Annotated in this window: 10 protein-coding genes; 3 read left to right on the top strand and 7 right to left on the bottom strand. The window is 61.5% G+C overall.

The genetic code is table 11. The features are described 5' to 3' along the window. Positions 1–64: 64 nt before the first annotated feature. On the bottom strand, positions 65–577 hold the full coding sequence (locus tag VJ464_07645; GenBank protein ID HKQ04986.1) for an ankyrin repeat domain-containing protein: 513 nt from the start codon (positions 575–577) through the stop codon (positions 65–67). 191 nt (positions 578–768) lie between these two features. Between VJ464_07645 and VJ464_07640 the strand changes: the two genes are divergently transcribed. The 3 genes from VJ464_07640 to VJ464_07630 all read left to right on the top strand — a co-directional run bounded on the left by VJ464_07640 (position 769) and on the right by VJ464_07630 (position 4252). Then, positions 769–1962 (top strand): acyl-CoA dehydrogenase, encoded by a 1194-nt coding sequence (locus tag VJ464_07640; protein ID HKQ04985.1) that lies wholly within the window; start codon positions 769–771, stop codon positions 1960–1962. Between the two features lie 123 nt (positions 1963–2085). After that, a complete protein-coding gene (locus VJ464_07635) occupies positions 2086–3246 on the top strand; it encodes an acyl-CoA dehydrogenase family protein (protein ID HKQ04984.1) in 1161 nt (386 codons plus the stop codon). A gap of 7 nt (positions 3247–3253) precedes the next feature. Further along, the gene (locus VJ464_07630; GenBank protein HKQ04983.1) at positions 3254–4252 is read left to right on the top strand and encodes an AMP-binding protein; all 999 of its coding nucleotides are present in this window, start codon (positions 3254–3256) and stop codon (positions 4250–4252) included. A gap of 531 nt (positions 4253–4783) precedes the next feature. On the opposite strand, the gene VJ464_07625 is transcribed toward VJ464_07630, so the two are convergent. The 6 genes from VJ464_07625 to VJ464_07600 form a co-directional block, all read right to left on the bottom strand. Then, positions 4784–5812 carry a ParM/StbA family protein gene (locus tag VJ464_07625; GenBank protein HKQ04982.1) on the bottom strand — a complete coding sequence of 343 codons (1029 nt, stop codon included), beginning with the start codon at positions 5810–5812 and terminating at the stop codon, positions 4784–4786. Between the two features lie 232 nt (positions 5813–6044). Then, entirely contained in the window at positions 6045–6872 is an 828-nt protein-coding gene (locus tag VJ464_07620) for a DUF547 domain-containing protein (GenBank protein HKQ04981.1), read from the bottom strand. 12 nt (positions 6873–6884) lie between these two features. Next, entirely contained in the window at positions 6885–8282 is a 1398-nt protein-coding gene (locus VJ464_07615) for a SpoIID/LytB domain-containing protein (protein HKQ04980.1), read from the bottom strand. Continuing rightward, positions 8269–9318 (bottom strand): DUF4922 domain-containing protein, encoded by a 1050-nt coding sequence (locus VJ464_07610; GenBank protein HKQ04979.1) that lies wholly within the window; start codon positions 9316–9318, stop codon positions 8269–8271. Before VJ464_07610 ends, VJ464_07615 begins: the two co-directional genes overlap by 14 nt. Further along, a complete protein-coding gene (locus tag VJ464_07605; GenBank protein HKQ04978.1) occupies positions 9315–10784 on the bottom strand; it encodes a glycosyltransferase family A protein in 1470 nt (489 codons plus the stop codon). The genes VJ464_07610 and VJ464_07605 overlap by 4 nt, the downstream gene beginning before the upstream one ends. Then, positions 10772–11479: an N-acetylmuramoyl-L-alanine amidase-like domain-containing protein gene (locus VJ464_07600; GenBank protein HKQ04977.1), complete on the bottom strand. Its 708-nt coding sequence runs from the start codon at positions 11477–11479 to the stop codon at positions 10772–10774. The genes VJ464_07605 and VJ464_07600 overlap by 13 nt, the downstream gene beginning before the upstream one ends. Between the last annotated feature and the right edge of the window lie 16 nt (positions 11480–11495).

Here is an 11495-nt window from a genome sequence, read left to right as displayed (position 1 = left end):
GCGGCACGTCGCCGACTGCCAACAGGTATTATTCAGCATCCGCGGCCCGGCTGACAACCCGCGATCACTTGCGGTTCTTGAGCATGGCAACGATTTCTTTATTGCCCTTGTCTTCCGCATAGGTCAACGCGCTTCGGCCCCCGATGTCTTTGACGCTCGGGTCGGCGCCGGCGTCGAGGAGGATTTTGACGATCTCGGTTTGACCGACGAGCGCCGCCTGCATCAGCGCCGTGTAATTGCCGGTCGTCTTGGCGTTGACGTCTGCGCCCCTGGCAAGCAGCAACTGGACGACCTCTTTGTTGCCCATGCCGGCGGCATTCATCAACGGCGTGACGCCGGTTTCGCTGGCGGCGTTGACATTAGCGCCGCTATCGATCAACTGGCGCACCGCATCGGTGTTGCCGGCGTTGATCTCGCGCAGCAGCGGCGGCGTGCTGTCGCCAGGCGCCGGGGTGGCCGCCGCGTTAACCGGCGGCTGATTGGCCGCCACGGTGTTCTGATTGTTCTGCCCCGGCTTCGCGCAGCCGGCAAGCAGTCCCAGGGCAATGAACGGAATGATTATTCGCAAGCGTCGCATCGCACTTCTTTCTCCTTCGATTTAGTCTGATTGTTGCTTGCGGTCAATGTAACACACCTGGCGCGACGATGCTAAACGCACATGCAAAGAAACTGTAAAATCCGTTTCGGTGAATGGCTGCCGCCGGGATATAATAGGCGACCGCAACACGCCGTCTCGGCGAATTCAGCAACACAGGCGAGGAAACCGCAATGGACTTGAACCTTTCTCCGCAGGAGCAGCAGTTCCGCGACGAATTCCGCGACTGGCTCGCCAGTAACCGGCCCGATGGTTGGGAAGACCACGCGCGGCGCGGCGAAGGCTCGCGCGAGCGCTTCGACTTTTTGCGCGCCTGGCAAAAGAAGATGTTTGAAGCCGGCTGGGTGGGCATTCACTGGCCGAAAGCCTATGGCGGGCGCGGCGCGACGCTCGTCGAGCAGACCATCTTCATCGAAGAGATGGCCCGCCAGAACGCGCCGCCCTTGATTAACGTGCTGGGGCTTTCGCTGCTCGGCCCGACCTTGATCGCTTACGGCAACGAGGCGCAGAAGCAACGTTATCTCGCCAACATCCTGAGCGCCGACGAAATCTGGTGTCAGGGCTACTCAGAGCCGAACGCCGGCAGCGACCTGGCGGCGTTGCGCACCGAAGCGGTGCGCGATGGCGATCACTTCATCGTCAACGGTCAGAAGACATGGACGAGCTTTGGTCATTACGCCGACTGGTGCTTCGCCGTCGTGCGCACGGACCCCGAGGCCGCCAAGCACAAGGGGCTGACCTACGTGCTGATCGATATGCACGCGCCGGGCGTGTCCGTGCGACCGCTCAAGCAGATGACCGGCGACGCCGAGTTCAACGAAGTCTCGTTCCGCGACGTGCGCGTGCCGGTCGAAAACGTCGTCGGCAAGATTAACGAAGGCTGGAACATTGCCATCGCCACCTTGATGTTCGAGCGCGGCACGCTCGGCGCTAGCTTGCAAATCACCTTCAAGCGCCAGATCGAGCGGTTGATGGCTTTGTCAAAAGAGCTGTCGCACAATGGCCAGCCGGCAAGCCAGAATCCGGTCATTCGTCAAAAGCTGGCGCAGATGTATGCCGAGACCGAGATCTTCCGCCTGAACCAGATGCGCACGCTGACGCGCATGAGCAAGACCGGCGTGCCCGGCCCCGAAGGCTCGATTCAGAAAATTTTCTGGAGCGAGATGAATCAACGCATGCAGCAGGTGGCGATGGAGATGCTCGGCCCGTACGGCCAGTTGACCGACGCGAGCGACTATGCGATTGATCACGGCGAATGGGCGCACGGCTACTTGCGGGCGCGCGGCAACACCATCGAAGCCGGCACCAGCGAGATTCAGCGCAACATCATCGGCCACTTCGTGCTCGGCCTACCCAAGAGCTATTAAGAGTGACAAGTGACAAGTGACAAGTGACAAGACGTGGTCACTACGGTATCCTCGCCCGCTTCGTCAGGCGCAGCCGCTCTTGTCACTTGTCACTCGTCACTTGTCACTCTCTGAGGAGACTACATGGACTTTGATCTGAACGAGACGCAGAAGCTGTTCAAGTCGTCGGCGCGCGAGCTATTCGCGCAGGAGTGCCCGCCGGAAGCCGTGCGCGCCATGATCGAAAACGGGGTGCCGTATTCCGAGGCGCTCTGGCAAAAGCTCGTCGAGCAAGGGTGGACCGGCTTGATCTTTGACGAAGCCGACGGCGGCATGGGATTGGGCTACGTCGAGATGGCGGTGGCGTTCGAAGAGATGGGCCACGCCCTGGTGCCGGGCGCTTTTCTCTCGACCGTGGCGCTCGCCGGCTCGCTCGTCGCCAGGGCCGGCAACCCTTCGCAGCGCAATCAATACCTCAAAGCGATCTGCGAGGGCGAGGCGAAAGCCACCGTCGCGCTGCTTGAAGCCGCAGGCGACTGGAACCCTGACGCCGTGCAGTTACAGGCGAGCGAAACCGCGACCGGGTTGACGCTGAACGGCACGAAGCTCTTTGTCGCCGACGCCGGGGCCGTCAATACCATTATCACGGTGGCGCGCATCGGCTCTGATCTGGCGCTTGCAGTGGTGGCCGCTGACACGCCCGGCCTGGCGATCAAGCCGATGCCGGCCATAGACGCGACACGCCATCTGTACGAAGTCGCTTACAACAATGTCGAGGTCGCGGCGACTCAGGTTCTAGCGCGCGGCGAAGCGGCGCGTGCGGCAATCGAGCAGGCGCTCGATGTCGCCACCGTCGCGCTCGCCGCAGAGATGGTCGGCGGCATGCAGTGGCTGCTCGACGCGACGGTTGAGTACGCCAAGACGCGCAAGCAGTTCGGCAAGCCCATCGGCCAGTTCCAGGCGATTCAACATCACTGCGCCAATATGTTACTGCTCACGGAAAGCGCGCGCTCGGCGGTCTACTACGCCGCGTGGCAACTGGGCAATGACGCGGAACGAGCTCCCCTGGCCGTCTCCGTGGCAAAGACCTATACGAGCGATGCCTACCGCGAGGCCGGCAATCTCGGCATACAGGTACACGGCGGCATCGGCTTTACCTGGGACGAGCCGATGCATTTTTACTACAAACGGGCGAAGGCGTCCGAGCTGATGTTCGGCGACGCGGCCTATCACCGCGAGCGCATCGCCCGTCTGGTGATAGACGCCGCCGCACCGGTGAAGGCCGCGCACGGCAGCGGCGATTGACCGGATTATGGCGCACGCCATCTCCGAGCGATTCAACCTCGCGGAAGCCATCTGCCGGCGGCACGCCGACAGCGTCACCCGCGTCGCGCTGCTCGACGCGAAACCGTTGGCGGCGAACTGTTACACCTTTGGCGGGCTGGATTACCTGTCAGACAAGTTCGCTTCGACGCTCAGAGATTGCGGCATCACGGCAGGCGACGCGGTAGCGGTGAGCCTCGAACAATCGGCGGCGCTTGTGGTCGCAGAGCTTGGGGCGCTCAAGTGTGGCGCGGCGGTTGTGCCGCTGTCGCCGGCGCTTGACCTGAGCGACCTTGAAACGATAGTCAACGACAGCCGTGTGAACGCCTTGATTGCGCCGTTCGCGGATCGCGCCGCCTATGCCGCTCTTGCCGCCCGCGCTGACTCGATCACCACGCTCTTTCTCGCCGGCGATTCGCGCGAAGCCATCCATTACGAAGGCGCGGAACGCAGCTTCTGGCGCGATGTCTTTCTCGCCTCTTCGGACTTCATCCCGGTCTCGACTGAAGCCGACGCGCCGGCTTTCATCTTCTACCTGAATACAGGCGGCAGCACGCGCCGCGTCGTTCACAGTCACGCGGCGATGCTCGGACGACTCGCCGATTTTGAACGTCTGCACGATCAAGCGGTTGGCAAAGGCGATGCTCTGTGGTGCGGCGAGGATTGGGCGGCGGCTGACCTGCGGCGAGCCCTGATCTACCCGGCCTGGTGGCGTGGCTGTGCGGTCGTGACGCAATCGCCTAGCGGACTAACGGGCGAAAGCGCATTACGTTTATTTGAAGATTGTGACGTGACATCGGCCTTCTTGCATGAAGATTTGCTGGGCGGGTTGCTGCGCCTGGACGAGAGCGAGCGGGCAAGATTCAATTTAAAACTGCGGACGGTCATCGCGCGCGACGAAGCCGTCACCGGCGAGTTTGGCCAGCGCGTCAGAGAACGGCTTGGCGCACAGTTGGTCGGCATTTCATCGCAATCTGATCCGGGTTGACTGGTAAGCAGGAATTATCGGAGGGCTGGAGTCCGCGAGGAGATAGCGGATGTCAAGTGTTCAGTTGTGTGCCCTACGACTGAACACCTGACACCTCTTTGAACGCTCATCGAAGAGGCGGACTCTCTGAGCGTCGGCTCGACCGCAAGATAACCAAGCGGCGTGCCACAAGGCGATTGCGGATTGCGGATTGCGGATTGCGGATTTGCGGAGCCGTGCAATAGTCCATGATATATCGCTAAATGATGGTGAATAAAGTTATTGCCCTTGTCGCTGTCGGCTCGCCCAGGCCGGTCGCCTGACTAGCCGTTTAAAATCCGCAATCCGCAATCCGCAATCCGCAATTTGCCGGCTGTTCGTTTGCGGAATTGATTGTCGCGGAAGTGGGACGCGCCGCCCTGCCGGGCCTGGCGCGGGTTTCAATCGGGTGTAGCCTGGGAGCGCGGGCGTCTCGCCCGCTTGCTGCGCACATACGCAAGACTGGCGGGCAAGCGGCCCGCGCTCCCAGGCCATCAGCAATTGAATACCGCTCTAGGCTTCTTCGTTGGCGTTAGCCGCGCGCAGCAATCCATAACGGTAATAGCCGATGGCGTTCGAGAAGATCATCGATTCGACCTTTTCGGCGGAAGTGAAAATCTCTTTGATGCCGTCATAGATCATGTCGCCGGAGCCGCCTGCGACCAGCACTTTCTGTGGCCGCATCGGGCGCACGGTCATCGAGATGCGGTCGAGAATCTGCGGCAGGTGCTTCTGCATCACTTCGCGGCGCATGGCTTCCAGATCAACCGCCTCGCCGGTCGGCGTGATGTAAGGCGTCTTGCTGCGGATGTAGGACTCAATCGTGCTGCGCTCTAAGTAATCGTCGTAGCGCGCATCGATCTCGCGCTGCATGTCGTGATAAACGGCGTCGAGCGACGAGGGGATCGATTTCGAGGTGGTGTTGTTGTAGCCGCCGCTCGCGGCAACAATGTCAATCGTCTTTTCGCCGCCGTCAATGACCGCCGTTGACACCAGCCGCTCTTCAATCTTTTTGCCGTCGCGGTCGAGCGCATAGCTCAGGTAAGAGCCGTAGCCTTGCGGCAGGACCAGGATGTTGTCGAGCGTAAAGTCGATGGTGTGATCCACCTTGCCGTTGATGCGATAGAGGGTCACCTGGTGTTTGCCCTTGAGCTTTTCCTCAAGCGTTTGCCGCTGCGAAGCGTAGTAATTCACCGGCAGGCCGACGACCAGCGTGTCCGGCGCGGGCATCTGCTTCTCTTCCACGAAGCGAGCGATGCCGGCCAGCGTCAGCGCCGGGTTGTAATGCTTGGTGAACATATCACGGTCGGCAGTCATCTCGCCGCCGCGATTCAATCGCACCGCGGTTTCGCCGAAGTTGCGCACCTTGCCGGGGTAGAGGCTGAGCTCGGCGATGAAGTTCTCTTCCTTGGTGCCAAGAAAATCTTCGCCAAATTCGGCGGGGCCGATGACCGACGGAAAGATCAAAGTCTTGCGCGAGCCTTTGACCTCCGAATAAATTTTCGTAGCCGAATAGCCAGTGTCAACCGCAAGCACATTCATACGCGATGCTTTTCAAGGCCCCTTGCTGCGGCCTCGACGGACGCCTCCAACGCCCAGTCAACGAGGTAGTGTCGGATGTAGATTATCAGCCGACGCGCGGAAAACAGCAAACCGCCATCCGCGGGTCAAAGCCAATGCGGCATCGGCTGCCGGTGCGCGCCGTTGAGCAATCGGGGGTTCGCCTGGATTATAAGCCAACCGCCGCGCGAATGATAAGCCGGTTCGGAAAAACTCACTGCTCGTTCAAGCTCTTGTCGTACTCCAGGTGCTTGACGCGCAACTGATCCGCCGGGACGCCGGCGAGCGCTCGCGCCGTCGCGCCCGTCAGATAGAGCTTCAGGTAATCGCTGATGTGCGGCGTCGCCAGACCACGCTTGACGCGCAGATAATTCAAGAAGTCAGCTTCGTACCAATCGAAAATCTTTGACAGGTAGAGCGTCTGCGTCGCGGCGTCAACGCGCACGTTCGCCGGGTCGTTGATAAAGGCGCGCGCGCCCTCTTCAAGCTCCGCCTCCGTCGCCCGCTCGGCGATGGCTCTGGCCTTGAGCGGCGGGCAGCTCACCGCGCCACAGTTCAAGTAGAAATGGATGCGCGGGTCGAGAAAACGCTTGCGAATGATGTTGTGCTCCAGGTCGTTGAGCGTCAGTTGTCGCCCGCCTAGCCTAATCTCTTTGTTCTTGAACCAACCGAGCCTGGCCCACAGCGCGTGCTTATCGGGGTAAGCCTTCGCCGCATAGTAAAGCACATAGGCGTTGTAAGCCGTCAGGTAGTAGCGCTTGCTTTCATCGTCACCGGCGAAAAGCTCTGGACGGTTTTCAGGGCCCGTCGCCGCCAGTTGAGCGAGAAAGGCTTCGAGCGCCGCAAGCTCCTTTTTGAGGCCGGCATAATTGACTCGCCCGCGCCCGTCAACGTACTTCGCGACCAGCCGGTCGTATTCGGCATACGAGAACGGCGCGGCAGGCGTCTGTTCAATCAAAGCGGTCGGCAGGGTTTCGCTCATCGCCATCACCATCGTCGCCGTAAGCAGTAGCGCCGAGATTAAACCGGAAAATCGAGCCATCGTCTTCTCTGATTAATAGAGCGGTTGCAGCCGCGCGCCGGGGAAATAATGCGTCAGAATCTCGCCGTGCGCGTAGCCGCGGTCGGCCATCACCGCCGCGCCGATCTGGCACAGCCCAACCCCGTGACCCCAGCCCGCGCCGATCAACGTGAAGGCTTGCGGGAAATCATCCGCGCCCGCTTCGTCCTCGACCACAATCGCCGAGCTGTAGAGGTGCGAGCGCGACAGCGCCCGGCGAATCTCAAGCTCTTTGCCGATGACCAGCGTTTGCCGGTCGCCGGTGATCCGTAGCCGGATGATGCGCCCGGACTCGCCGCGCTCTATGGCTTCGAGCGATTGAAGGCGCCCGACGTCTACGCCAAGCCGCGACTCGATAATCTGTCGCAACTCGTCTGCCGTGTAGCGCACGCGCCAGCGATAAAAGTCGCTGGTCTCTTGATCAAAGCCCGGCAGGATGCGCGCCAGCAGTTCCTTTGATTGCGTGTTGCAAAAGGCCGGCGGCGCGTTGCGAATCCACGCCTCGGCACTCGCTTCGTCGGTGAGCGGCAGCGCATACACGCTGATGTCGTCCGCGCCGTCGTAAAGCGCCGCGAGGTACGGCACGTCGCGGTCTTCCCACCCCGCCCGATAAACTTCGGTCATGCCGCCGCAGCTTTTCGAGTAGCGCGTATCACACACCTCGTCACCCCAGACCATCGCTTTGCCACGCGTGTCGCGCACGGCGTTGAACGCTTCAGGCGAAAAGGCTTTCGAGATGCCCTGATACCGCTGGCAGTGATCGTCTGCGCAGACATCAAAATCGCTGTGATTCTGGCGTCCATACCAGCGAATGATCTCAAGCGGCACGCCCGCCGCGCCCCCGTCGGCATTGTGGCTTTGACCGGCGCCCGTCTGGTCATCAACAACGAGGTCGCTTGACTGCTTGCCGGCCTGGGCCAGTTGCGCCAGCAGCCAGCCACGCGACACGACCGCATGAGCGCGCAACGCCTCGGGCGGACAGGCTGCGCTCATCTCGGATGAGATGACGCTGACCAGATAGGCTTCGAGCGGCAATTCGTTGATGATCGTCAAGCCATCGTCGGTCGCCCTTATCAACAGCGCGCCCTGAAACTGCTGCGCCTCTTTGCGCTGCCAGTGGAAGTCTATGCCGATAGTCACGTCGTGAACGGTGACGCGGCTCGCATCGAAATCCACGGGCGACAGACGTAAGCTTTCGCCGCTGCGCGCCTGGATGTCTGACGCATCGCCGGTCAATGCAACCTTGCCGTCGTCGAGGCGCGCAACATAATCACCCGCGCCGAGCGCCTCGCCCGCACCTGTCACATAACTCCCGCCGAGCGTGATGCGCGCTTCGGTCGCCTTCGTCATCAAGCCGACGCGAATTTGCGGCTCTCGTTCAAACCCAATCACTGGCTTCCCTCCCCTCGGTCACATGTTCGAGAATCTCGTTCACTTGATCGTCACTGAAACTGACTTCGGCATAGATCGCTTCGATCTGCGCGCCGTCCAGGCGGGCGAAGTCTTCGCGGCGCGGCGTGACGATGACGCCGGCCATGTCAATCGCGCCGGGGCTGACGATCAACTGCGCCTCGCCTTCGGCAAAGAAGACCGCGGGGCGGTGCTTGGCGCGCGGAAACAGAAACGTCGTGAAGGTGCCGCGCTCATAGATGCAGACGATGTTCATCATCGGCTCTGTGTAACCATCAGGCCACGGCAGTTTGTCCCTGACGCGATAGAACCACGCGGCAACCTCTTCAGCGTTGTTGCCGCGCAGAACGATGACGCTGCGCCCGATGCCGGTCATGGTGAACAGCTCGAATTGATCGCGCGGCCCGGCTTCGCAAATTTCGCAGTGCGCCGGGTCGGCGGCAATCTCAGCCATCAAGTCGTCGGCTATCGGCAGCACTTCTCGCGCGCACGCCTGGAAGTGGAGATGGTCGGGAGCCGACGCGCCGCATTGCGGGCCGTTGTAGAGCGCGAAATAATCGGGCGCAAGGTCGGCGGCCAGCGCCAGCAACCGCTCGAAGTTGCCGGCAATCGTCTGCTCGATATGGCGGCGATGCACGACGGTTAGATGCTTGCTCATTATCGGAAATGGATTGCAAAAGAGCGCGAAGTCTTCGCCGTACGCAAGGCCCATCTCTTCCGGCGGCAGGTTCTCAACGCAGAGGAAGCACGGGCGCTTTTCAACCGATCCTTTATCCACCGCGGCGGCGGTCGAGCGAATGCGGTGCGGGTTATGTTGAATGAGGACTGTTGACGCCGCGACCGGCGCGCGCCGGGTTTCGACTTCGCTGAGCGCGGCGATGCCGCTGGCAAGCAGCGGCCACGTTGCCCGCTGCTGCTCAATCAACGCGTTTGCCCGCGCCGCCCAACCGCGGTCGCGCGGGTCTTTGAGATAAGCCGACAACTCGCGGTCGCCGACCATGCGGTCGTTCCAGGTCACCGTTGATTCATCCTCCGGCGCGCTTCGATCTCTACGGTGCGCAGATAGTCTTTGTAATAATCGTAACGGTTCGCCGTCGCGAGCGGCAGCGCCGCATCAGAGTTACCTTCCCATCGGCGCGCGAAGTAAAGCGACTCGTAGATGCGGCCAATCTCAAACTCGCGGCTGATGCGCAGGGCGGCGGCGTAGTCCTCGCCGTAGCTGACATTCGGCAGGCCAAACCGCCGCAGCAGCGGCACGTAGAAAGCCCGCGGCGCGCCCAGCCCGTTGATGCGCAGCGCGTTGTTGCGTCCGTTGTCGCGCGTCCATTCGCGGTGATCGATCAAGCCGGGCGGCATCTCCTCAAGCTCGAAATTGACGATGGTGTACGAGCCGATGACCATCGCGTAGCCGCCCGCATCGAAGGCGGCGACGATCTTCGCCAGGGTATACGGGTCGGCGTAGAGGTCATCGGAATCCAACTGCACGGCCACCTCGCCGCACTGCGCGCTAAAGACCGCTACGTTCCAGCAGCCGCCAATGCCGAGGTCGCGCCGCTCAGGAATCAGATGCACCAGGCGGTTGTCTTGGGCGGCAAGCTCGGCAAGTATCGGCGTCGTTCCGTCCGTCGAGTGGTTATCAACGACGATGACATTGAAGCCGAAGTCTGTTTGTTGTGAAAGGGCGCTGCGCACGGCTTCGGCAATCGTGCGCTCGCGGTTGCGCACAGGGATCACCACCGAAGCGCGCGCCGCAAAAGTTTCGTCGCTTGCCGGGCGCGGCTTGAATTCGGCTTGCAGATATGCGCCCAGGCGTTGCAAGTGGCGAGTGGCGATCTCTTCCATCTCGACCTGAAAGTCGCGCCGGCGCGGATCAACGTAGTCGAACTGCTTATCGCCGGTCTTGCGCAAGTCGTGGGGAACGCGCGTGTAAAGTGGCTCAGGGATGCGCAAAGGCTTCGATTCAAGCGAGAGTTTCAGGCGCAAGTCATAAAGGCCGCCCCATCGCCATTGCTCGTCAATCGCGCCGTGGCGGCTAAGGGCGTCGCGGGCCGCGTCCCTGGCGATCAAGACCACCGAGCCGAAATCGAAGCTGTCGCGGATGCTGCCGGTTTGATAATCGATCAACGGGTGATCGCTCAGACTGTCGCCCGCGGCGTCGCGGAAATCGGAATAGACGAAATTGCCGCCGGTGTCAGTGGCGACTTGCAGAAATCGCGCAATGGCGTGCTGCCCGAATTCGACCTCTTCGCCGGGCAAGACAATCAGCAGGTAATCGCCCGCCGCCGACTCGATCAGCTCGTTGATGCCGCGCCCGCTCAAGAAGTCGCCGGTGATAACACGCGATTTCGCGTCGGCAGGCGTTGAAGCGAGCGGCGCTTCGCGGGCAAAGTGGATGATCTCTGTGACGGCGGCGTGTGCGGCAAGCGACGCGCTAGCCGCCCGCGGGTCGCCATCGGCGCTCAAGACTGCGGTTATGGTTGGCATAGAGGTCTCAGCAGAATGATTCCAGACATTCGCTGCGCTTTCAAAAACTCGGCGAGCGGTTGATCGATGACTCGCCCGGCAGTGCGCGACGCGTGGCGCAGCCACACCTGATCGGCGCGCTTGATAATGAATCCCATGTGAAACACGTCGAGATTGCGCCGCGTCGAAGCGAACAGCGCAATGTCGCCGGTCTCGGCGATGCGGCGAATCGTGGCCATCGCTTGCTTTGGAAAAACGCGAAAGGTGACCGTCTTTGATGGCAATTGCTGAATGAGCGAGAGCCGCCGCGTGCGTGTGACGGCGCGCGGGCCGACCGTGATGTCCTTGACGATTCCCCGCCGCCGATTATGCTTCACCCAGTCCGCCATGTAGTGATTGCGGCTGCGCCAGTTTAGCTGACCATCGGCATAGCGCATCTCGCGTAAGGCATCGCTGAACTGACTTGCGGCGCGCGAGCCGGCGAGCGCCAGCACCGTTTCAACGTAGGTCACGCAGTCGAAGCCATCCAGGCGCGTCACCAGCGATTCAGCCACGTCCGGGCCACCGCCGAGCGGATTGCTCAGGTACGGCGCGTCAAGAAACTGCGCCGACAATCGCGCCAATCGTTCGTCCGGCCCGTCTGTGTCGCGGACGAGATTCAGCAATCGCCGGATTTCGGCAAGCGTCGGCGTGTCGGTTTTCCCAGTTCGTCGCAAGCGGATTCTCTTCGCG

This window comes from Blastocatellia bacterium, from assembly GCA_035275065.1.
Classification (GTDB): Bacteria; Acidobacteriota; Blastocatellia; order UBA7656; family UBA7656; genus DATENM01.
Note: the sequence above shows the minus strand (reverse complement) of the source record. Positions and strands in the feature narration are given on the sequence as shown.

Excerpts from the sequence above, each read along its gene's own strand:
- VJ464_07635 (HKQ04984.1), top strand. The coding sequence starts at position 2,086 with ATGGACTTTGATCTGAACGAGACGCAGAAGCTGTTCAAGTCGTCGGCG.
- VJ464_07625 (HKQ04982.1), bottom strand. The coding sequence starts at position 5,812 with ATGAATGTGCTTGCGGTTGACACTGGCTATTCGGCTACGAAAATTTAT.
- VJ464_07630 (HKQ04983.1), top strand. The coding sequence starts at position 3,254 with ATGGCGCACGCCATCTCCGAGCGATTCAACCTCGCGGAAGCCATCTGC.
- VJ464_07640 (HKQ04985.1), top strand. The coding sequence starts at position 769 with ATGGACTTGAACCTTTCTCCGCAGGAGCAGCAGTTCCGCGACGAATTC.
- VJ464_07620 (HKQ04981.1), bottom strand. The coding sequence starts at position 6,872 with ATGGCTCGATTTTCCGGTTTAATCTCGGCGCTACTGCTTACGGCGACG.
- VJ464_07645 (HKQ04986.1), bottom strand. The coding sequence starts at position 577 with ATGCGACGCTTGCGAATAATCATTCCGTTCATTGCCCTGGGACTGCTT.
- VJ464_07605 (HKQ04978.1), bottom strand. The coding sequence starts at position 10,784 with ATGCCAACCATAACCGCAGTCTTGAGCGCCGATGGCGACCCGCGGGCG.